This window comes from Xanthomonas sp. NCPPB 3959 (assembly GCF_056675575.1).
Genome location: NZ_JBWWVR010000007.1, coordinates 221,176 through 244,113, shown reverse-complemented (window position 1 = coordinate 244,113; position 22,938 = coordinate 221,176). Strand labels below are relative to the sequence as shown.

Here is a 22,938-nt window from a genome sequence, read left to right as displayed (position 1 = left end):
CGGTCAGACATCCTGTCTGACTCGCCGCCGCGGCACATCCGTGTGCCGCTCTCCGCCAATCCCCGGCCACGCTGCCGCCTCGGTACGTCGCCTCCATGACCCAGAAATCTTGAACAAGCCAATGAAGCGTGGGTAGAAGCCCCTTTTCCCGCCGGTGACAGCTAGCCCCTCTCCCGTCGGGAGAGGGGTTGGGGTGAGGGTACGGGGCGAAGCCCACTCACACTTACTACGTCAAGCTCAGCGCCGCACTTGGCTAAAAGTTGCATGCACTTTCTTCAGACATGGCATGAGGCTTCGCCCGTACCCTCATCCGCCCCTTCGGGGCACCTTCTCCCGATGGGAGAAGGACAGCTTTAGCCCCTCTCCGTCGGGAGAGGGGTTGGGGTGAGGGTACGGTTGACCAAATATTTCTCAGTAGCCGCACTCTCATCCGGCGTTGCGTGCCACCTTCGCCGGGCGGGAGAAGGGATTGGGGATTCACCATCCAGGCGCGTGGCGACGCGCTGCTCTTGGCCGGTTGCCGGAGACCGCTGAGGCCCCAGCCAATCCTGCTACCATGCGCGCCCCTGAGGTGACTGCTGCTTTACCGGTGGTTTAAACGGGAATCCGGTGCGCGCATCGCCTTGGCGAGTTGCAATTCCGGAGCTGCCCCCGCAACGGTGGGCGAGGTCAGATGCCGCATTACGCCACTGTGCAGTCGCATGGGAAGGCGCGGCATCGGGGGCGCAGGCCTCCACTCGCGAGCCCGGAGACCGGCCTTGAGGAATTGACCCGGCACGCGGTGGGCGTGGCCTTGATCGTCTGGCGCTGCGGCCTCGGGCGCCTGGCCCGTTGCTGTTTGCCGCCCCATTGCCCCCGCGCGGGTAGGCGCGGTTCCAGGAGCAGCAGTCGATGTCCCTTTCTTCCGTTTCGCCGCGCCGCGCGGTGCTCGCCGTGTGCCTGTCGTTGTGCGTGGTCAATCTGGCCAATGTGGTCCATGCCGAAGCCGCCATCGATCTCGACCAGGTCGTGGTCACTGCTTCGCGTACCGCGCAGACCCAGGACCAGACGCTGGCGCCGGTCACCGTGATCGACCGCGCGCAGATCGAGCGTCGCCAGGTGAACTCGCTGCAGGATCTGCTGCGTGGCGAAGCCGGCGTGTCGCTGGCCAACAATGGCGGACCCGGCAAGCCGACCTCGCTGTTCCTGCGCGGCACCGAGTCCGACCAGGTGGTGGTGCTGATCGACGGCGTGCGCATCGGTTCGGCCACCTCGGGCGGCGCGGCGCTGCAGGACCTGCCGATCGAACAGATCGAGCGCATCGAAATCGTGCGTGGCCCCTTCTCCAGTTTGTATGGTTCCGAAGCGCTGGGCGGTGTCGTCCAGATCTTTACCCGCCGCCCGCAGGGCAGCTTCGTGCCCACCTTCAGTGCAGCGGCGGGCAGCGACAATGCGCGTCGTTACAGCGCGGGCGTAGCCGGGCGCAGCGAAGGCGATCTGAGCGAGCGCGGCGGCTGGTATTCGGCCAACGCGGTGCATGACGAGACCGATGGCATCAACGCCTATCTGGACACCAGCTCCAGCGACTACGATCCGGATCGCGATGGCTATCGCAACGATTCGCTGAGCGTGCAGGGCGGCTGGCGCTTCAATCGCCAGTGGGATGCGGACGTGCACGCCTTGCGCGCGCAGAGTCGCAACGAATACGACGGCTCGGCCTTCGGCGGTAACTTGTCCAAGGGCGTGCAGCAGGCGGTCGGCGGCCGCGTGCGGTATGCGCCGACCGATGCGCTCAAGCTCACTGCCAGCGTCGGCAGCAGTTCCGATTTGAGCGATGCGTATTACGAAGGCGCGTATCTGTCCACCTACGACACCCGCCGCAAGCAAGGTTCGTTGCAGGCCGATATCGATGCCGGCGCTGGCCTGCTGACGGTCGGCTTCGACTGGCAGCGCGATGCCATCGCCAGCAGCGACAATTACAATTCCGATAGCCGCATCGACCGCGCCGCATTCGCGCAGTGGCAGCAGAGCTTCGGCACGCAGTCGTTGCAGGCCAGCCTGCGTCGCAATGACAACAGCCAATTCGGCGGCAAGACCACCGGTAGCCTGTTGTGGGGCTGGGATTTCGCCGAGCACCTGCGCCTGACCGCCAGCTACGGCACCGCGTTCAAGGCACCGACCTTCAACGAGTTGTATTACCCCGATTTCGGCAATCCGTTGCTTGGGCCGGAGACCTCCAAGAGCGCCGAGCTCGGTCTGCGCGGCAACTACGACTGGGGCACCTGGACGCTGAGCGCGTTCCAGACCCGCATCGACGATTTGATCGCCTACGACGCGTCGTTGGTGGATGCGGCGCATCCGTTCGGGCAGCCGAACAATATCGATCAGGCGCGCATCCGCGGCGTGGAGGCCGGTTACGACACCGAGCTGGCCGGCTGGACTGTGCGCAGCGCGTTGACCTGGTTGCAGCCGGAAGCCGATGGCGGCGTCAATCAAGGCAACTGGTTGCCGCGGCGCGCGCGGCAGAGCGGGCGTATCGATGCGGACCGCAGCTTCGGTGTGTTCGGCGTGGGTGCCAGCCTGTTCGGGTCCGGCAAGCGTTTCGACGATCTGGCCAACACCGAGCGCCTGGCCGGTTATGGGTTGCTGGATCTGCGCGTGAGTTATGCAGTGAATGCGGAGTGGAAGGTGGCGCTCACTGCCAACAATGTGTTCGATCGCCAGTACGAAACCGCACGCTGGTACGCGCAGCCGGGGCGCAATTATCTGCTGACGCTGCGTTATCAAGCAGCGCAGTAAGCGCGGCGATCACACCGGCCGTGCTCACCGTCGGGCGAGTCACACTGCAGCCGCACAAGCAATTGCATCGCGTGCACGGGCGGCTTGCATTGAACGACGCGGCGGTGAGCGGCTACGCGATCCACTGCGGCATCAGCACGGGCGCTGCGTTGACGCGGCCATTGCTGCAACAGGACGACGGCCGCGCCATTGGACGAAGAGATGCGCGCACGCATCGCGCATCATCGCCGCCAACGCCCGCCGCACTGGCAGTACGTGGAAGAACCCATCGCGCTGGCTGCCAGCTTGCAGGCACTGGCCGCGCCCGACCGCTGCGTGCTGGTGGATTGCCTCACGCTGTGGCTGAGTAGCCTGCTGGGCGACCCGGATGCCGGCGTATTCGTGCACGAGCGTGATGCCTTGCTCGGCACCCTGCCGCAGCTGCCGTGGCAGATCGAGCTGGTCGGCAACGCGGTCGAGCAGGGCATCGTGCCGTTGGGTGAACCGACGCGCCGGTTTGTCGACCAGGCCGGTCTGCTGCATCAGGCATTGGCGGTACAGTGCGAGCGCGTGGTGTTCGTCGTGGCCGGCTTGCCGATGGTGCTGAAAGGAGACGCGGTGTGAGTATCGATTGGATCCAGGGTGCCTGTGCGGTGCCGGATGCACGTGTGCGGGCAGCGGCGCTGGCCCGGCAGGGACAACTGACCAAGCCGCCTGGTGCGCTGGGTCGGCTGGAGCACCTGGCCGTGCAACTGGCGGCCTGGCAGCGCAATGAATCCCCCACCGTGCAGCGGATCTGGATTGCCGTGTATGCCGCCGACCACGGCGTCGCGGCCGAGGGCGTGTCTGCGTTTCCGCAGGCGGTCACCGGCGAGATGGTGCGCAATTTCGCCCGCGGTGGCGCCGCCATCGCAGTGCTGGCGCGCGAGCTCGGCGCACGCCTGGAAGTGGTGAATCTGGGCGTGGTCAACGACCCTGGCGAGTTGCCGCGGGTACGTCGTGCCTGGATCGCGCCGTCCAGCGCCAACATCTGCGAGCAGCCGGCGATGACATCCACCCAATTGCGCGACGCACTCGCCGCAGGCGCCGAAAGCATTGCACAGGCAAGGAGTTGCGATACGCAGCTGTTTGTCGGCGGCGAAATGGGCATCGGCAACACCACTGCTGCCGCCGCGCTGGGCTGCGCGCTGCTGTCGCAGTTTCCGCAGGCCATGGCCGGCGCCGGTACCGGGCTGGATGCCGAAGGCATCGCGCACAAGGCGACCGTGATCACCCGTGCGCTGGCCCTGCATGCCGATGCCTCCACGCCGCTGGAGCGGTTGCGCCGGCTAGGCGGTTTCGAGATTGCCGCCCTAGTCGGTGCCTATATCGCCGCTGCGCAGGCGGGGATTCCGGTGCTGGTGGATGGTTTCATCAGTACCGCCGCGGCGTTGGTCGCCACCCATCTCAATGGCGGCGTGCGCGAATGGCTGCTGTTCGGGCACCGCTCGCAGGAGCGCGGCCATGCCGCGTTGCTGCGCGCGCTGGATGCCGAACCCTTGCTGCAACTGGACCTGCGCCTGGGCGAAGCCAGCGGCGCAGCGGTCGCCATTCCGCTGTTGCGTCACGCTTGCGCACTGCACAACGGCATGGCCACCTTTGCCGAAGCCGGCGTGTCCGACGGCTGAGTGCGTAGATCAGCGTGTTGCGACACGGCGGTACTGGCTAGCGCAGCTATCGCGGGTAGCTCGACGACCCGCTTGCCGCGTTGGGCTGGCAGCAGCTGCGCACGGCTACCGCCGAGGCTGCGATGTGGTGGTCGCCTCCACGCTGCAGCGCTGCGCATTGTTCGCCACCGAATTGGCAAACGCGCGGTGCAAAGCCTTGCTGCAGTACAGCCGCTTGCGCCGCCCTCATTGCGCAAGATCGGGACCGCGCGTCACGCCGAGCTGCGCGATGCTGGGGCCGCCAACAAGGAATCGTCCATGCCAGCAGCCTCCGTCAGTTTCAATCGGCAACGCAGCGTCGAGCGCGTTGTGGCACACCTGCAGGCCAGCATTCGCGCTGGCGAGCCGCTGCCGGATCTGGCCGCACTGGCGGCGGTGGCGCAGCAATCGCCGCATCATTTCCACCGGGTCTATCGCGCGCTGGCGGGCGAAACCCTGGGGCAGACCATCGCGCGGCTGCGTTTGAGTTATGCGTTGCATCTGTTGGGCGAGCAGGCGAGCTCGGTGACCGAGGTGGCGCTGGCGGTGGGCTATCAGACCCCGCAGGCGCTGGCACGCGCGTTCCGTGCCGTGTTGCAGGCCAGCCCGAGCAGCCTGCGCAATACACCGTCGCTGCGCGCACAGAAACTGCAGCAATTGGCCGTGCCCTCGATGCCGTCGCAGCTGTCCGGCGCGCCGTTGCAGGTGATGGTGCAAGTGCTCGACCCGCTGCAAGTGGTGGTGCTACGCCAGCGTGGCGCGTTCGACGATCTGGACCGTGGTTTCGGCCGCATCGCAGCCTGGGCCGAGCGAGTCGGTGCGATCGAGCAGCTGCAGTCGCTGATCGGCCTGCCACTCAGCGACCACCGCGATGTGCCGGCGCACCTGCATCTGTTCGAATGCGGCATGGCCTTCGACACCGCACTGTCGCCACCGGCGCCGTTGCACCTGCGCCAGCTCGACGGTGGCGCGCACGCGGTGCTGCGTCATGTAGGGTCGTATGCCGGTATCGAAGACGCGCTCGACCGCGTGCTCGCGCAGTGGCTACCCGACAGCGGCTACGCGCTACGCGATGCGCCGCTGCATTACCTCTACCTGGACGATCCAGAAGCAGTGGCAGAGGCCGAGTTGCGTGCAGACATTCGCGTGCCGGTCGAGCTTTCCACGGGCACGAATGCAGTTGCCGCCGCCTGAGCCGCCACTGGCAAGAACACCATCTGCGGCGCTGGATGCATCAGGAACTGCTGATGCGAAATATTCCACGCATACGCACCGGCCAGCGGGAAGGCCAGGCAGTCGCCCGGCGCCAGTGCCGCGACAGGCTGGTCGCGCGCCAACACGTCCTTGGGCGTGCACAACTGCCCGACCAGCGTCACCGGCATGTCGCGCAGCACGGGCGCGCGCGCGCCACGCAGCACACGGAACGGGTGATCGTGGCCTTGCGCGGCGGGGGTACGGAAGTGATGGGTGCCGCCGCGGGCAATCGCAAACCAGGCGCCGTGGCTGCGCTTGAGGTCCAGCACTTCCATCAGATACCAGCCGCAGCTGGCACTGACATAGCGCCCCGGCTCCAACCGCAGACGCAGTGCGTCGCCATGTTCGCCTAGCAACGCAGGCAAGCCGGCGCAGAAGCCGGCCCAATCGAACGAGGATTCCGGCGCCAGATAATCCACACCGAAGCCACCGCCTGCATTCACCCGCAACGGGCCAAGCCCGTAGCGTTGCCGCCACTGCTGCACGGTGCGCAGATAGGCGGCGATCAGGTGCAGCTGCGCGCCGGCATCGCGCTGGTGCGACATCAGATGGAAATGGAAGCCTTCCAGCCGCAGCGAGGGGCTCGCACGCAGCCGATGGATCGCCGCATCCAGATCGTCCGGGTCCAGGCCGAACGGCGAGGGCTGCCCGCCCATCATCAGACGCGTGCTCTGCGCGCCGGGCACGGCGATGTTCATGCGCAGGAACACCGGCACGCAGCGGCCGGCCTGAGCTGCAATGGCGGCCAGGCGTTCCAGTTCGCCCAGGCTTTCCACGTGCACGGTGCAATCGGGCAGCGCAGCGGCCTGGGCAAGTTCGCTATCGAGCTTGCCGGGTCCGCCGAACAACAACGCGGCCCGCGGTTGTTGCTGATGCAGCCAGGCGAGTTCGCCGCCGGAGGCCGCTTCGAAGCCATCCATGTGCGGGGCGAGCGTGCGCAGGATCGGCGGCTCGGCATTGGCTTTTGCTGCGTAGAACAGCTCGCACTCGGCCGGCAATTGCGCGCGCATCCATGCCGCGTGTGCGTCCAGTGCGGCCAGGTCGTAGACGTAGGCGCAGATCGGGCCATCGCTGTGTTCGCGCAGGTGTGGCAACGCCTCCATCACTGCGGCGGTATCGATGCGCAGGCTCATGCGGCCACCTGGCGTGCGGTTGCGATGCGTGGAATGGGATTGGGCAGTGCGGTGTAATCGGACTGACGATCCGCGCGTTGCCACAGCCGCGTGCCCAGATTGTTCTTGCCGGGCAGCGGCGCGCCGTCGATCAGGCCCTGCAGCGCGGCTTGCGCGCCATGACGTTGCTGCCAGCGTGCGGCGATCTCGCCAACGCAGTGCCACAGGCGCGCTTCGAGCACGTCATCGCCCTCGGTGAGGTGGAAGATCGCTTCGGCCAGATTGTTGACCAGCGCGCAATACGCCACACGATTCCAGCCCTGTTCCGGCGTGTAGTACAGCGATTGCCGTGCGCGCTCGCCCACGCCCTGCAAACGCGTTGCTGGCCAGTGGTGTGCGAGCAGTTTGGTGCCTTCCAGATCGCGGATCCATACCCGTGTCGGCCAGCCATCGGCGAAGCCGATCACGGTATTTTGCAGGTGCGGTTCCAACGCGATGCCGTGCTGGAACAAGGCACTCCATACACCATCCAGCAACAAGCCGGCATAGGCGCGGAACCACAGCAACGTGGCGGTGTGGCGATCCATCTGCGCGCTGCCCAAGGCCTGCAACTTCGCCGCACACACGCTGTTGCCCTGCGCATCGCAGGTGAACAACGCGGCGGCCACCTGCGGCTGCCAACGCGCACGTTGCGCGGCAGGCAGGGTCTGCCGATACAGGATGCCGAAGCTCTCCGACAAGCCACGCGCTGCCATCGGATCGGCGGCGTGCAGCGCGGGATCGAGCTGTGCGATCTCCAGCGAGGTGGCAGCAGGCTCCAGCATCACATCGAAGCCGGGCACCTGCACCGCCAGCGCACGCCAGCTCGGCGCCAGCAGCTCGGTGAGCGCGACCGCGCTTTCCAGCTCGTACCAGGCGTTCTTGCGCACGCAGTTGGTCAGCCGCACATGCACCGAGCACTTGAGGAAATAATCCAGCTCCGGGTGATACAGCGTGCGCACCGAGGAGGTTGGCCGCAGTGCATCGCCCAGCATGCCGACCGGCTCGATCACGCCGCGTGCCTGCAAGCTGCGCAGCAGCGGGTCTTCGAGCAGCCGCTGCGCTTCCCATGGATGGCAGGGATACAGATCCTCGCTGCCGGACAGCTGCCGCAAGGTGGCACGTACATCGCGGCCTTGCATGCGCAACAGTCGTGGGTCGATGCGGAACCAGAACAGCTGGAACGCCGCACGCGCTTCCGGCGCGCAGGCCAGTACCTGCGCAAGATCGATGCCTTCGCGACTCTTAGGCGTGGGATGCAAGGCATGCCCCCACAGCATCGATTGCTCGGCATCGATCATCGCCTCGCCGGTTGCTGTGGTGCCTTGTGCCTGTCGCAACAACGCAGCAGTGATCGCCACGCTGTTGGCGCTTTGCGCGAGCAGTTCCGGATTGACCGCCTGCGTGCTGCCCAGCGCCTGCAGCAGGCAGCGGGCCAAGGCATGCGCATCCAGGCTCTGCCACGGTTGGCCGGCGCTCTTGAGAAACGGCGTGGAGGCGAAGCGGCAGCGGCCCAGGCGATCGGCATAGGCAATGCGCACGCACAGCGCGCCGGTGTCGCCCAGATCGATGCGCAGCCAGCGCTGCTCGGCCACGCGCGGGCCGGGGCGATCCAGCCCGCGATAATCGAAGTCCACTGCGCGCTGCGGAATCGCGAATTCGCGCAGGTAGCAGTTCAACCAGCAGGTGCAGGCCTGCGTGTCGGCCATGCTGTCGTACCAGGGGTCATGCATCGTGTGCGGCGACATCGGCGGATCTCCTCGAGGGGAAGCGCACCAGAACGGTGAGCGCAGCGGCCGCCGCAGCCAGCGCGGCAGCCAGGAAAGGGGTGGCAGGACCGGCCGCCTGGGCCAGCGCGCCGGCAGCGGCACCGGCGAACACGCCGGCCCATTTGCCGCAGGCATCGAAGCGGCCGAACAAGCGTCCGGCGCCGTGTCCGCTGGCGACCATCGCCAGGCTGCGGTTGAGCCCACGCAGGCCGAACAACATGCCGAACCCGAACAGCGCACGCGCAACTGCCAGTGCGATGGGGTCGTGCAACAGCGCCTGCCACACGCATGTCACGGCGAACAGCACCAGGCCAGGCACCAGCCACGCCTCGCCATCGCCGCGCCGCCACCATGGCAGCACCACCAGATAGACCAGGTGCGGCAGGCTGTAGAGCAGGCCGGCCAGCGCGTCGTGGCCGGCGCCGCGCGCCAGCGCATACGGGATGAAGTAGGGGAAGGTCACCACCATCGCGAAGCAGAACAGGAACTGCGCGATCAGCAACGCAGGCCACAGTGCGCTGTCCGTGGTGGTTGTCTGTGGTGAAGCCGACCGCGACGACGCAGCAGCGTCTTGCGAGGGTGTCGACGTCGCAGTGGAAGCTGTCGGCCGCACCGCAGGCCGATCGGCCGGCAAACGCCAGGTCAGCGCGAACGCCAGCAGCGGCAACAGCGCGAGCGCGCGATACAGCGACTGCGCCGGGCCAAGCGCCAGTGCAAGACCCAGCAACGCAGGCGCGCTGACCATCGCCAGGCGCGCCGAATACTGCGTCCAGTCCAGCGCACGCGCCAACGGGCCGGCCTGCGGCTGGCTGGCCAGATAGGCATTGGCCGCCGCCAGCGAGCCGCCGCAGGTGCCTTGCACGATCAGCCCGAGTACCAGCCAGGTCAGCGACGGTGCGAAGCCGGCGATCGCAAAGCCCACTGCCAGCCCCAGTTGCGCACGCAACAGCGAACGCTTGCGTCCATAACGGTCGGCCAGACGCCCCCAGGTGCCGGCCGTCAACGCGGTGCACAGCGTCGGCAACACGTACAGCACGCCGCTCCAGCCAACCGCGGCCGACGGCGCCAGTTCGGCCAGCACCTGCGGCAGAAACAACGGCATGCCCAACGCGGTGAAGGCGGCCAGGTAGTGCGCCGCCAGCACCGGGCCCAGAACACGCTTCATCGCTGAGCGCCCGCCTGCAGACGCAGCGTGTGCTGCGCGCCAGCGAATGCCTCGCCGAAGGGATTAGGCGCGCTATCGCCGTAGAACTTGTTGATATCCGTTGCACCGGTGAGCTGTTTGCTGAGCAGGCTGCCGGCGCTGAGCAGGTACTTCACCGGCAGCCGCGGCGCGGCCAGCAAGCGGCGCGCGGGGCTGGTGTCGATGCCATCGACGTCCAGTTGCGCCAGCGTCAAGGCGAACTGCGTCTGCAACTGCGTGTACAGCGGCGCACGCAGCGCGGGCTGCCATTCGGCCAGACCTTCCAGCACGGCCTGCAGATCCAGTTGCAGCACGATGGTGCAGAACATCTGCGCCAGGGCGTGCGGATCGTCCACCGCGATACGCGCATCGTGCAGCGGTCCCAGCGTGTCGAGATCCGGCAGCTGCGCGCGCAGCTGCGGCAGCGCGATGCGCGCGGCGTCGTTGTCCTTCATCAACAGCCGCGTCGCCTGGCCATCGGCGTAGACCAGTACGCTGTTCTGCTGATTGGCTTCCAGCGCGATGCCGTAGCGTAGCCACAAGCGCAGATGCACCGCGAGCAGCAGCTCCGTGTAATCGCGCCACCAGTTCAGTACATCACCCTGCATGAAGCGCTCGGCCAGATGGATCGCCATCGGCCGGCCATCCGGCAACAGCGCGCATAGCGCAGCAACCGGCACCAACGTGGCGTCGCCCAGCGGTGGATAACGCCGCACCAGATAGGCCAGATGACGCGTCTCACCCACGTGCCCACCATGCGATTCGTCCACGAACACGCAGCGGCCGCGCAGTGCCGGGTCCAGCGCATCGATGCGGCGCAATGCGCGCTCCAGCCAGTGGCCGTCGTACAGCGTGGAGGGCTTGATCAAACGCAGATTGAGCGCGCCAAGCGTGCGCATCGGGATCGGCAACTTGAGATGCAGCTGCGGATGCAGCAGCGGCACCAGCGTGCGCACCGACAGGGTAGGGCGCACCTCCAGCCAGGCCTGCGGTGCACGCAAGCTCCCAGCAGGCAGCGCGAAGCCGTCCTGCTCCAGCCGCGCCCACACCAGCGGATGCACCGGCCAGGCGATGTGCGTGTCGGCCAGTTCGGGCGGCAAACCCAGCGTGGCGAAGTCCGGCCACAGCTCGGCCGGTAACGCGCTGGTACAGGTGACCTGCGCACGCGGAATCGCCAGCCAGCGCAGCGTAAAGGTGGGTGCGAATTCGGGCGCGTAATCACGCAGTTCCGATACATCCAGCCCGGCCTTGGCGCGTGCGGTCGGATAGAACGGATGGTCGCGATAGCTCGCCAGTTGATCGCAGCGATACGCGCGCTCGGCCGCATCTTCATGCTGCAGCGCGTTGAGTAGCGCAGGTGCCTGTGCATCGTAGGCCTGGCGCGCCAGGCCGAGATGTGCAGCGGCGCACTCGGCTTCTTCGGCATAAGCGCGATGCAACTGCTGCGTGTCCATGTCGAGCTGCGCGCTCATGCGTTGCAGCCATGTCTGCGCACCGCGTTCGACATGCACACCGTCAGCACGTTGCACAATCCAGCTATCGCCACAGGCGCTGATGTCCTGCAGGTAGCCCTGCCGGTGGATCGGCAACCACACCGTGCCATCGGGCAGGTGCGCGATGCGCCACCAGCCTTCCACCGGGCTGGGGTCGGTCCATGCCGCCAGCAGTGTTGCATCAGGTGTTGCGGCACTGCCACGCGTGGCGATCCCACGCAGGTCTTCGCGCAGGCAGGCATCGATGATGCGGGTGGCGATATAGCGTTGGTCCGCTGTACTGCTCATGCGCGCAGCTCCGCGCTGTCGATCCGCCATTGCAAGCCCGCTTCGGCATGCACCACCGCCTGCTCCAGCGCCTGCGCATCACTGGCCAGCGCGCTCAGCACACCCAGGTAATCCTTGTTGGAATGGCTCAGCCGGATGCGTTCGCCCGGCGCGCGCATGCGCCGGTACTGCACATCGCTGTGCGCAGTTTGATGGCGGCGATCTTCGCTGGCGGCCACCAACTCGCCGTCCTGTTCGGCGACGTAATAACGCAGCAAGGCATGTGCGCGATCGCTGCGCAGTTGCGGCAGCGGCAGGCCCAGATGCGGCGCCAGCGCGGCGTTGAACCACTGCTTGCCGAACATGCTGTCGAGCAGGAATTCGCGGCGGTCGCCGATGCTGCGGTAGTTGATCTCCACCAGCACCGGGCCGTCGGCGGTGAGAATGAATTCGCTATGGCATAGCCCGAAACCGACACCAAAACTGCGCAGCTGTTCCAGCGCCTGCGCAATCACCGGCGTGTCGACGCGTGCATCCCACTGCGCTTCGCATTCCACAAAATGCGGCGGCGGCGACAAGCGCACCTTGAAGCCGCCCAGCGCCTGCAGCGTGTGGCCGTCGCCCAGCGTTTCCAGCGTAAACAGGGCACCTTCCAGCATGCCTTCCAGCAACACGGTGCGCTGCGGATGGCGCTGCCACACATCGTCCAGATAGGCCTGCAGTTGCGCGGCATCGGCGCAGTGGCGCACGTCCAGGCTGGCGACGCCTTCGCGCGGCTTGGCGACCACCGGCCACGCAATGTCGGCCGGCAACGCTGCGCCCGGCGCCAGCGTGCAGAACCACGGCGATGGCAGTCCGCGCGCGCGCAAACGCTGACGCATCGCCGCCTTGTTCTTGGCCGCGTAGCACACCTGCCAATCCTTGCCCGGCAGGCCCAGACCGGCAGCGACCAGCGCAGTGCTGGTCTGCAGATGATCGCTGTTGCTGAACACTGCGCGCGGCGACACGTCTGCGTCGTGCAGCACATCCAGCACGCCGAGCGGATTGAACACATCGCATTCGATCACCCGCTGCGGTGCGTGCGCCGGGTGCTCGCGGAAATAGCTGAGGTGATCGAGTCGGTGATCGGTCAGCAGCCACACCGGCAGGCCCAGCGCGTGCGCGGCAGGCAGAAAGCCTTCGGTGATGGCCGGATGGCAGACATGGGTGAGGATCACCAACGGTGCAGCGGATGTCGCAGTCATGGCAGCTCTCGATTCAACAGGACGGTGGAAAAACCGGTACTGAAACGGGCTGCCTGGCGCTGCGGGGCGTTGGGTGGCCTGCGATACGGTGATCGCATGCCGCATGCTGCGGCGGTGATGCGTGCGTCATGCACGCCGTGTTGTCTGCGGCGCTCGCCAGCGCGACCGCCGTTGCCCAAAGGCACGACCAACGCCCCTGTGCGTCGGTCGTTTGCAGCAGTTATTTATTGGCGCAGGTTTAAAACGTGGGCTTAAAAGGTGTACTCCAGCCCGGCGGTCACGGTGCGCGATGGCGCGGCCTGGCGGCCCCACGGGCTGGTATCCACACCGCGGAACCGGTACTGCCGATCGAACAGGTTGTTGATCGCCAGCGATGCGCTGAATTTTTGTCCATCGCGTTCGAACAAGGTATGGCTTACCTGCGTGTTCCACACCATGTAGGCCGGCAACTGACCCACCGAGGCGATTGCGTTCTCTTGCACGGTATTCGCCGCATCGCTGTAGGCCTTGCTGAAGTAGTAGCTCGACAGTGCGACAGTGGTGTGACCGAGCGTGTAGTTGCCGCCTAGCGTGATCTGATTACGTGAGGTGTAAGGCACGCGAAAGCCGCGAAACGCGCCCGATTCCTGGCTGGCATCCAGATATGCATAACCGGCGTTGAGGGTGAGCGCGCGCAGATTTTCCGGGCTCCATTGCAGTTCCAACTCGCCGCCTTGATGGCGGGTCTTGCCGAGGTTGCGGAATACGCGCGTGGTGTTGTCCAGCTGGATCTGCTGATCGAAGTCGATCAGATAGCCGCCCAACTGGATGCGAGTGCGCTCGTTGGGTTGATAGCGCGTGCCGGCTTCGTAGTTCCAGGCCAGTTCGGCATCCAGATTGTTGCCGAAGATGATCTGGGTGACCTGCGGCGCACGCATTGAGCGTTGCCCATCGGCATAGAAAAACCACTGTGCGTTAGCCTGAAACCCGACCGTCAGACCCGGCAACACATCGCGGGTCTGGTTGAGCGTGCTGACGCCGGTGGCGCGATTGAAATAGCGCGAATCCAGCCGCTCGTAACGCAGGCCCGGGGTGATGGTGAAACGTTCGTCGGGCAGGGTGATCGCGTTGCTGACGTAGGCGGCCAAGGCGCGATCTTCGAACTGCCAATCGCGCACGCTGGTGAACAGGCCATCGCGCAGGCGCAGATTGCCGACCAGAAAATCGATGTCTTCGTGCACGGCGCGCACACCGGCGGTCCACTGCTGACGCACGCCACCGGCAGCGCCCATGTTCCAGCTCAGGCGCGGCTCGCTGCCGACCACGCGGAAATCGCGCGGTGCGGTCTGGCGCAGTTGCGGCGGCAGATCCGAACGCCAGGTTTCGGTGGCGGCCTGACGCATGCCGACGATGAAGTTGCGGCTGCTGCGTGCGCTGAAGTTGGTCCAATCCAGGCGCACATCCTTCATCGGGCCCCAATCGCCCAGCAACTGCTCATAGCTCAAGGATGCACGCGTGGTGCGGCCGTTGAAGCTGTCCAGCGGACGCGTGGATTGACGCGGGTCGCGCCGGTAATCGTCCGGGCTGAGCGCGCCTGCCAGATCCATGTCGACCAGATAACGCTGCACGCTGGCCTTGAGCAACTTGGTGTCGTCCAGCCACCACTCCGCACGCACGCGCAGATTGCTGATATCGGTATCGCTGTGCGCGCGCCAATACTCGCCATAGGTGCGATTGGCATCGACCTGCATGCCGAAGTTGTCGGTGAGATAGCCGCCGCTGCTGAGCGCGCTGTCCTGCAGAAACTGGCCCTGGCCGCCGGCGGTGATCTTGTGCGCCAGCGTGGTGCTCCACGCGCTGGGGATGTCCTTGCTGACCAGATTGATCACCCCGCCCACGTTGTTCGGCCCGTACTGCACGGCCGCACCGCCGCGCACGATATCGATGCGGTCGATCTGATTCAGCCCCACCGGAAACAGCGACAGACTGGTCTGCCCATACGGCGCCAATGCCAGCGGAATGCCGTCTTCCAGCACCTGCACACGGCCACTGCGGCTTTCGTACAGGCCGCGCAGCATCAGCTGCGGCAACGCGCCGGTGCCGGTTTCGTCGAAGATCTTGATGCCCGGCACGCGTTGCAGCGCATCGTCCAGCGAGCGGTTGCCACCGTTGCGCAGCTGTTCGCGATCGATCACCTGGCGGCTGCCGGCATACCGCTGCACATCGTCGGGTTTGGAACGCCCGAGCAGGCTGCCCTGCACCTGGATCGCATCCAATGCGCGGATCGGCGTTTGCGCATCGGCGGCATCGGCATCCGGCGACTCGATGGCGAACGCCACCTGCGGCAGGGTCACAGTGATCGCAGCGATGGCGATGGCCAGGGCGTGGAAACGGAACGTCGACATCTACGGCGTGCTCCTGCAGGCGGGTGGTGAAGTGGGTATGGCGAATGTGGCCAGGTGGCTGCGCAGTGCACGTTGCATCAGTGCGCGGTCTTCGCCGGCAAGCAGCCAGCGCAGATCGGGCTGTTGCAGCCAGTGCGCGCGTTGCGCATCGGTGCGCGGATTGGGGCAGAACGGCACCTCGGCAGCAACGCATTGCGCATGCAGTTGCAGCAGCAGTTCCCACACCTGTGGATGGGTCGGTTGCGGGCCCAGGCCCAGATCCAGCGCAAGATCCAGTGCGCCTTCCATCACCAGCGCCACGCCGGGCACGGCAAGCATCTCGGGCAGCGCAGCAACACCGGCCGCGCTTTCGATCATCGGCACGATGCGGATATCGCGATTGGCTTGTGCGATGTAGCTGGGCAGATCGAGGTTGCCAAAGCCGGTGACACGCCCGCCGGTGATACCGCGCCGGCCCAGCGGCGGAAACCGCGCCGCAGCGATGGCGGAGGCCAGTTGTGCCGCTGATTCGGCGCGCGGAATCACGATCCCGCGTGCGCCGGCATCGAGCACGCGACCGATCAGTTTTTCGTCCACCTCCGGCACGCGCACCCAGGCCTCACAGCCGGACAGCTCGCATGCGCGGATGGCGTGTTCCAGCTCGTCCGGCGCGCGCAGCACATGCTCCAGATCCAGCACCACAAAGCCATAGCCGATGCGGCCCAGCAGCTCGCACAGCTGCACGCTTGGCAACGCATTGAGAACGCCAACCGCAAACGTCATGGATGAGGCCGCCAAGGAAACGGGCGCTCATCCTGCTCTTGATGGGAATGATTATCAAGTGTGTCTGGAGGGCAGTTCGTGGTGCCCTGGTCGCAGTTTGATCAAGGCGCTGCCGCAGACCTTTCCGTACTGAACAAGCTGCGGGCAACAAAAAACCCGCAGGTAGCGCCGGCGGGTTTTTTGTTTCGTGCGGTGTTGCCTGATGCTGCGCTGCAGCTTACGAGGCCGGAACGCGCAACGCCCGATACGGTGGGGTCGACATCACCATTTCGGCCAGCGAGTAGGCTAGTTCGCGTTCGGCCAGCACCGCGCCGTCGGCGCCGTGAGCGAGTAGATGCTTGACCTCGGCATCGCTGTGCGCACGCGCCAGCAGCGTGAGCGAGGGATTGATCGCACGCAGCTTGGCCAGCGCTTCGCCGGCTTCGAGCGGCTGCGGGATCGCAAGAATCGCGATCTTGGCGTGCTCCGGGCGCGCCTCGGCCAACACGCGGTCGGCCGCCGCGCTGCCACGGATGCCGGGGATGCCGGCCGCATGCGCCTTGGCCACATGATCGCCGTTGTCGTCGATCACCAGCACCGGCACGCCACGGCTACGCAACAACTGCGCCAGCGCGCTGCCCACGCGCCCGTAGCCGATCACGATGGCATGGCCGTCCAGCTGCAGTGGCGGGCCGGGCGGCAACTCCGGTTCCACCGTGGCCGGGGCGTCCTGCGCCTGCCTGGCCTGCCAGCGGTCCAGCCACGAAAACAGGAACGGGTTGGCGATGATCGACAGCAGCGCGCCGGCCAGGATCAGGTCGCGCCCGGTTTCGGGCAGGATCGCCAGCTGCACGCCCAGCCCGGCCAGGATGAAAGAGAACTCGCCGATCTGCGCCAGGCTGGTGGAAATGGTCAGCGCGGTACCGGTGGGGTGGCCGAATGCACGCACGATCACAAACGCGGCCAGCGACTTGCCCAAGGTCACGGTCAGGAACGTGGCCAGCACCTGCCACGGATGCTCGACCAGAATCATCGGGTCGAACAACATGCCCACCGAGACGAAGAACAGCACCGCGAACGCATCGCGCAACGGCAGCGAATCGCTGGCCGCCTTGTGGCTGAGCTCGGATTCCTTGAGCAACATGCCGGCGAAGAATGCGCCCAGTGCGAACGACACGCCGAACAGGGTGGCCGACACGAACGCCACGCCCAGCGCGATGCCGAGCACCGCCAAGGTGAACAATTCGCGCGAACCGGTGGCAGCGACTTTTTCCAGCGACCACGGAATCACCCGGCGCCCGATCACCAGCATCACCGCCACGAACGCCACCATCTTGAACAGCGTCAAACCGAGCGCGGCCAGTAGCGAGGTGGATTCGCCGTCATGCGCGGCAGCTGGCGCGCCGGTGCCCAGCACCTCGGCCAATGCCGGCAACATCACCAGCGCGATCACCATCACCAGGTCTTCGACGATCAACCAGCCCACCGCGATGCGGCCGCGCTGGGTTTCCAGCAGGCGGCGTTCTTCCAATGCGCGCAGCAACACCACGGTACTGGCCACCGACAGCGCCAGACCGAACACCAGGCCATGCATCAACGGCCAGCCCATGCTCCAGGCCAATGCCCAGCCCAGCAGCGTGGCGACCACGATCTGCGCCAGCGCGCCAGGAATGGCGATCCACTTCACTTCCATCAGATCGTCGAGCGAGAAGTGCAGATCCACGCCGAACATCAGCAGCATCACACCCAGCTCGGACAGCTGGTTGGCCATGGTCTGGTCGGCCACGAAGCCGGGCGTGAACGGCCCGACGCAGACGCCGGCAAGCAGATAGCCGACCAGCGGCGAGAGCTTCACTTTCTGTGCGAGCGTGCCCAGCACGAAAGCGACCGCGAGGCCGACGGCGATGATGTCGATGAGGCTGGTGTCGTGATGCATTCCAATCCGTTGTGAGGTTGTCCGAGAATAGCGAGGGCGACCCAGCCAACGGCACTGCGCCGGGCATCGCCTGCGGGCATTGTGTGGTCATGGCTGGAGTCCGGCGAGGGGAACAAGACCGCATTGCAGGTCCGGTTGGCCGGACGCCCATAGTACACAGCGCTTGATTAACGCGATGCGACACGTGGCGCATGCACGCAAACGGATGCACGCGTTGGGCGCGGCATGTGGACCGCATGAGCATGCGTGCGCCAGCGCGACAGCGAGATGCACTGCACAGACAGGCAACGCCGAATCAACTTTGACGACAAGGCTTCGCGCCTGGGCAAGGCACGTGCGCGATGTCGGTCGACAATTGCCGCTGACAAATTGCCTCTGACAATCAGCGATTCCCTGTTGAAGAGCCTGCGTTCTTCATCAGGTCCAAGTCCTTATCGCCCCAGCCCCCATCGCCCATCTGCGGATGGTGATGCCATACGAGCCAGGCCATGCACCTCAGCGATTTCGCAACACCCGTCTTTCGGCACGATCCTTATCCGACCTACGCACGCTTGCGTGCCGAAGGGCCGCTGGTGCAGGTGGCCGAAAGGCGACTGATGTCCGGCCACTACAAGGTCGTGGACAGCCTGCTCAGCGATCGCCGGGTGGGCCGCGATTATCTGGAAAGCATCCGCCTGCGCTACGGCGAGGCAGCGGTGCAAATGCCGCTATTTCAGGGCCTGAGCCGCATGTTTCTGCTGCTCAACCCGCCCGTGCACACCCAGTTGCGCGGATTGATGACACAGGCCTTCGGTGCGCGGCAGATGGACTCCATGCGCGAAGTCGCCCGCGACACCGCCGCCGGCTTGATCGAGACGTTTCAAGCCAGGGGCCACTGCGATCTGCTGACCGAGTTCGCGTTTCCGCTGCCGATCGCCATCATTTGCCGGATGCTGGACATCGATGCAGCCGATGTTACCGTGCTGAGTCACGCGACCAGCGCGCTGGCAAAAGTCTTCGATCCCATGATGACGCCTGTGGAATTGGAGGCCACCAGCGCTGCCTTCATCCAGCTGGAAACCTATTTCAACGCCGTGATCGAGCAACGTCGCAACAATGGCGGCGAGGATCTGATTTCGCGTTTCATCCAGGCCGAAGACGAAGGCCGCCGCTTGAGCGATGAGGAGATCGTCTCCAATGTGATCCTGCTGTTCTTTGCTGGCCACGAAACCACCTCCAACATGATCTGCAATGCGCTGGTCGCCCTGCATCGGCATCCGCAGCAACTGCGCCTGCTGCAGGAAAACCCGAGCTTGATGCCGAATGCAGTGCTCGAATGCCTGCGCTACGACAGCTCGGTGCAGATCGCCACGCGCACCGCGTTGCAGGATTTCGACATCGATGGGGTGGCCGTCTCCCAGGGCACGATGTTGTATCTGATGCTGGGCGCGGCCAACCACGACACGCTGCAATTCACCGACCCGCAGGTGCTGGATATCCAGCGCCAGCAGGGCCGCGCGCTGTCGTTCGGTGGTGGCATCCACCACTGTCTGGGCAATCGGCTGGCGCTGATCGAAATGGAAGCCGCGCTTGCCGCATTGCTCGAGCATCTGCCGGCACTTCGCCTGCCGCAGCTCGACGCGTTGAGCTGGAACGATCGCGCCAACCTGCGCGGTGTCGACGCACTGTTCGCCTCCTGGTGAAGTGAGTGGCCAAGAGCAGCCAACGAAACCTCCTGGACACTGCACAGATGGCGGCAACGCGTAGGCCACACCCGCCTTCGCATCTACTGCTTGCAACCCTGCACACCGACCATCTCGACTCGTCCTTGCCCGCTCACCGTCGCGGGACCTTACGCGGCATGGATGCCGCGTAAGAGCTTACAAGGACGTACTTGCAGCGTGTCCCGCGATGGTGGGCGGGCAAGGGCCCTGCAGCCAAGCCGCAGATCATCCGCTCTATAGCCGACACATCCACACCGTTCGATTACCTCTCAAGGTGACCGAGATCTTGAACTTCAGCGGAGTCTGGATGTTCCCAAGCGGAATTGGTCGAGGGCGCGATGCCCTCACCGCTCGCGGGACACGCCGCAAGTACGTCCATGTAGGCTCGGTGGCGGCATCCATGCCGCCACACGGTCCCGCAATCGGCGAGGACACCGCACCAGACAGGTTGCTGGTTGCTTTGAGGAGAGCTAAGCACACCGACCATCTTGACCGGTCCTTGCCCGCCCACCGTCGCGGGACCTTACGCGGCATGGATGCCGCGTAAGAGCCTACACGGACGTACTTGCGGCGTGTCCCGCGACGGTGGGCGGGCAAGGGCCCTGCAGCAAACCTGCAGATCATCCGCTCTACAAGCGACGCATCGACACCGTTTGAATACCTCTCAAGGCGACCGAGATCTTGAACTTCAGCGGAGTCTGGATGTTCCCAAGCAGAGCTGGTCGAGGGCGCGATGCCCTCACCGCTCGTGGGACACGCCGTGAATCCGTCCATGGAGTCTTAAGTGCATTGTGAATCCCCACAACGACAAACACCGCCGATCGCTCGGCGGTGTTTGCGTGATAGATGCGCTGATCGGAACTTTCGATCAGCACTTTACGATCAAGCGTCGCTAATCAGAACCGATAGGTAACCCGGCCATACCAGTAGCGCCCGTTGAAACCGAATGGCGACAACGACGAATACTGCAGGCCGCCGGCGCGGTCGTCATAGGCAGTGTTCAACTGTGCCTTCGTCGGATACTGGTTGGTGAGGTTGTCGGCGCCCACGGTGAAGGTAAACGCGTTCCAGGTCTGGCTGGCGGCCAGATTCAACAACCAGCGCGCGTCGTAGGTCTGGTCCTGGCTGCCATCGACCGGGTCGCTGATGCGCTTGATCGATCCGTAGCGGGTGGCGTTGAAATTGAGCCCGAATCCGCCGAAGGTCCAGTCTGCCGCCGCCATGTACTTGGTGCGTGGCGTGGCGTCGGTGAGTAGGCCCTGGCTGGCGCGGCCGAAGTTGGGGTTGGTCAACTCCAGGATGGTGGTCTTGTTGTAGTTGGCGCTGGCACTGAGATTGAGCTTGCCGTAGTTACCCAGATCGGCCAGGTAGCTGTTGATCCAGTCCACACCACGGGTGCGGCTGGTGGCGCCGTTGACGAAGAACTGCACCGCCGCCACCTGGCCGATCGGCTGCGCCAGCTGCAACTGGTCCGAATACAGGATCTGGTCCCAGATGCGGATCTGGTAGACGTCCAGGCTGGAGGTGAAGTTGGCGGTCGGCTGCCACACACCGCCCAGACCGTAGTTGGTGGATTTTTCCGGGCTCAGCGGTTGTGCGCCCAGCGCTACGGCAACCGGATCGGAGGTGCGATAGGTACCTACCTGCACCAGCTCGCCGTCCTGGATCAGCGTCACCACCGAGGCATAGTTCTGCTGCGCCAGCGACGGTGCACGGAAGCCGTTGGAGATGGTGCCGCGCAGCGAGAACGTATCGCTGAAGGCATAGCGCGCCGACAACTTGCCCGAGCGCGTGGAGCCGGCGTCGCTGTAGTTTTCATAGCGCCCGGCGATACCGCCGGAGAGCTTGTCGGTGATGTCCGCTTCCAGATTGGCGTAGACCGCATTGCTGTGGCGGCCGAACTTGCCGGCCACCGACGGCTCCAACCCCGAGAACACCTGTGCACCGCCCGGATAGGGCGCGCCAGTGTCGGGGTTGATGGTATTGGGGTCGAAGAAGTACGACTCCGGCGAACCGGCGCTGATCTGGTAACGGTCCTGGCGGTGCTCGGCGCCGAAGGCCACATTGACCGGATACGCCAGGCCCCAGTCGAAGGCCTTGCTGACGTCCAGATTGACCGTGCCCTGCTCTGTTTCGAAACCGCCGGAATTGAAGTTGGTCGGCGAGCTGCCAGTGCTCCAGAACAGGTTGGTGTTGATGCTGTTGAGGATGTTGAAGGTCATGTCGTTCTTGCCGTAAACGGCCGACAGGTCCCAGTTCCACTCGCTTTCGGTGCTGCCCTTGATGCCCAGCACCGCCGAGCGATCGTTGGTGGGGTTGTAGATCTGCGGCAGGAAGCCATTCGGGTAGATCGCCTGCACATTGCGCGCGGTGTTGTCGGCAGCGCGGTAGTAACCGTTGGAGGTGACCTCACGGCGGCTCATGCTGAGGTGGCCGTACAGTTCCAGGTTCGGCGAGAACTCATAGCCGAACGCGGCCAGCCCCTGATAGAAGTTGGAGGCCGGGTCGCCATGGCGCTGATACGGCACACCGCCCGGATTGGGCGTGCCCGGCACGGTGGTGGCGCGGTTGGTGTTCTCGCCGCGGTTGGTGCTCATGGTGTTCTGGTAGTTCCAGGACAGCCGCACCCAGCCCGGTGCCGTATCGCCGCCGGTGCCGCCGAAGGGCATGCCGACCGAGCCGTCGATGCCGTTCTGCTCGCCATCGCCCTTGTCCATGATGCCGCCGTTGATCGACACGGTATTGCTGCCGGTATCGGCGCCATGTTTGAGCACGATGTTGACCACACCGGCGATCGCATCGGAGCCGTATTGCGCCGAGGCGCCATCACGCAGCACTTCGATGCGCGCGATCGCCGACATCGGCAGCGAGTTCAAATCCGCCGGTGCCGAACCACGGCCCACGTACGGGTTGTAATTGATCAACGACGAGGTGTGATAGCGCTTGCCATCCACCAGCACCAGCACCGCATCCGGCGACAGGCCGCGCAGGGTGGCCGGGCGCGCGGCATCGTTGCCGTCAGAGATCGCCGGACGCGGGAAGTTCAGCGACGGCAGCAATTTGCCCAGCGCGCTGGCGATATCGGTGGCGCCGGTGGCCTGCAGCGATTGCTCGGTGATGATGTCGATCGGCGATTCGGATTCGGCCACCGTGCGATCGCTCACGCGTGTGCCGGTGACGATCAGGGTATCCAGGGTTTTCTGCGGCTGGGTCGATTGCGACTGCGCACTAGCGGCGAACGTGCAGACGGTGAGTGCGACGGAAATCGCAAGCGAAAGTGCGTTGGAGGTGTGCATGGGAATGAAGGCTCAAAGGGGATGAAGGACGCAGGAAGGAAATGCGCGTGTTGCTCGGGGGAGTGCGACTGGAGT

The 22,938-nt window shown here is 65.4% G+C and carries 13 protein-coding genes, 3 pseudogenes and 1 riboswitch; of the genes and pseudogenes, 7 read left to right on the top strand and 9 right to left on the bottom strand.

Going from position 1 to position 22,938, the window contains the following annotated elements; all coding sequences use genetic code 11:
- Positions 1–552 precede the first annotated feature (552 nt).
- A riboswitch (cobalamin riboswitch) is annotated at positions 553–775 on the top strand.
- A 116-nt stretch (positions 776–891) separates the two neighbouring features.
- From btuB to AC1KVG_RS10605, 6 genes and pseudogenes are all read left to right on the top strand, one after another.
- Positions 892–2,778 (top strand): TonB-dependent vitamin B12 receptor, encoded by a 1,887-nt coding sequence (btuB, locus tag AC1KVG_RS10630; protein ID WP_481094373.1) that lies wholly within the window; start codon positions 892–894, stop codon positions 2,776–2,778.
- 35 nt (positions 2,779–2,813) lie between these two features.
- A pseudogene (locus AC1KVG_RS10625) lies at positions 2,814–2,972 on the top strand (cobyric acid synthase); the annotation flags it as partial.
- Positions 2,956–3,381, top strand: a pseudogene (locus tag AC1KVG_RS10620) (bifunctional adenosylcobinamide kinase/adenosylcobinamide-phosphate guanylyltransferase); the annotation flags it as partial. The pseudogenes AC1KVG_RS10625 and AC1KVG_RS10620, both read left to right, overlap by 17 nt.
- The gene (cobT, locus tag AC1KVG_RS10615) at positions 3,378–4,424 is read left to right on the top strand and encodes a nicotinate-nucleotide--dimethylbenzimidazole phosphoribosyltransferase (RefSeq protein ID WP_023904866.1); all 1,047 of its coding nucleotides are present in this window, start codon (positions 3,378–3,380) and stop codon (positions 4,422–4,424) included. The pseudogene AC1KVG_RS10620 and the gene cobT, both read left to right, overlap by 4 nt.
- 8 nt (positions 4,425–4,432) lie before the next feature.
- Positions 4,433–4,662, top strand: a pseudogene (locus AC1KVG_RS10610) (histidine phosphatase family protein); the annotation flags it as partial.
- 59 nt (positions 4,663–4,721) lie between these two features.
- On the top strand, positions 4,722–5,636 hold the full coding sequence (locus tag AC1KVG_RS10605) for an AraC family transcriptional regulator (protein WP_481094372.1): 915 nt from the start codon (positions 4,722–4,724) through the stop codon (positions 5,634–5,636).
- Here the strand turns inward: AC1KVG_RS10605 and AC1KVG_RS10600 are convergent.
- The 8 genes from AC1KVG_RS10600 to ybaL all read right to left on the bottom strand — a co-directional run bounded on the left by AC1KVG_RS10600 (position 5,534) and on the right by ybaL (position 17,864).
- Positions 5,534–6,829: a type III PLP-dependent enzyme gene (locus AC1KVG_RS10600; RefSeq protein WP_481094371.1), complete on the bottom strand. Its 1,296-nt coding sequence runs from the start codon at positions 6,827–6,829 to the stop codon at positions 5,534–5,536. The genes AC1KVG_RS10605 and AC1KVG_RS10600 overlap by 103 nt on opposite strands.
- Positions 6,826–8,595: an IucA/IucC family protein gene (locus AC1KVG_RS10595; RefSeq protein WP_481094370.1), complete on the bottom strand. Its 1,770-nt coding sequence runs from the start codon at positions 8,593–8,595 to the stop codon at positions 6,826–6,828. The genes AC1KVG_RS10600 and AC1KVG_RS10595 overlap by 4 nt, the downstream gene beginning before the upstream one ends.
- Positions 8,573–9,781, bottom strand: coding sequence for an MFS transporter (locus AC1KVG_RS10590; RefSeq protein ID WP_481094369.1), 1,209 nt, complete (start codon positions 9,779–9,781; stop codon positions 8,573–8,575). Before AC1KVG_RS10590 ends, AC1KVG_RS10595 begins: the two co-directional genes overlap by 23 nt.
- Positions 9,778–11,580, bottom strand: a complete 1,803-nt coding sequence (locus AC1KVG_RS10585) for an IucA/IucC family protein (protein ID WP_481094368.1) — start codon at positions 11,578–11,580, stop codon at positions 9,778–9,780. The genes AC1KVG_RS10590 and AC1KVG_RS10585 overlap by 4 nt, the downstream gene beginning before the upstream one ends.
- The gene (locus tag AC1KVG_RS10580) at positions 11,577–12,803 is read right to left on the bottom strand and encodes an ATP-grasp domain-containing protein (RefSeq protein WP_481094367.1); all 1,227 of its coding nucleotides are present in this window, start codon (positions 12,801–12,803) and stop codon (positions 11,577–11,579) included. Before AC1KVG_RS10580 ends, AC1KVG_RS10585 begins: the two co-directional genes overlap by 4 nt.
- Positions 12,804–13,054: 251 nt before the next feature.
- Positions 13,055–15,187 carry a TonB-dependent receptor family protein gene (locus AC1KVG_RS10575; RefSeq protein ID WP_481094366.1) on the bottom strand — a complete coding sequence of 711 codons (2,133 nt, stop codon included), beginning with the start codon at positions 15,185–15,187 and terminating at the stop codon, positions 13,055–13,057.
- The gene (locus AC1KVG_RS10570) at positions 15,188–15,949 is read right to left on the bottom strand and encodes an HpcH/HpaI aldolase family protein (RefSeq protein ID WP_481094365.1); all 762 of its coding nucleotides are present in this window, start codon (positions 15,947–15,949) and stop codon (positions 15,188–15,190) included.
- Between the two features lie 217 nt (positions 15,950–16,166).
- Positions 16,167–17,864: a YbaL family putative K(+) efflux transporter gene (ybaL, locus tag AC1KVG_RS10565; protein WP_481094364.1), complete on the bottom strand. Its 1,698-nt coding sequence runs from the start codon at positions 17,862–17,864 to the stop codon at positions 16,167–16,169.
- A 488-nt stretch (positions 17,865–18,352) separates the two neighbouring features.
- On the opposite strand from ybaL, the gene AC1KVG_RS10560 reads away from it, so the two are divergent.
- Positions 18,353–19,546 carry a cytochrome P450 gene (locus AC1KVG_RS10560; RefSeq protein WP_481094363.1) on the top strand — a complete coding sequence of 398 codons (1,194 nt, stop codon included), beginning with the start codon at positions 18,353–18,355 and terminating at the stop codon, positions 19,544–19,546.
- 917 nt (positions 19,547–20,463) lie between these two features.
- Here AC1KVG_RS10560 and AC1KVG_RS10555 read toward each other — a convergent pair.
- On the bottom strand, positions 20,464–22,863 hold the full coding sequence (locus AC1KVG_RS10555) for a TonB-dependent receptor plug domain-containing protein (protein WP_115040769.1): 2,400 nt from the start codon (positions 22,861–22,863) through the stop codon (positions 20,464–20,466).
- Positions 22,864–22,938: the final 75 nt, after the last annotated feature.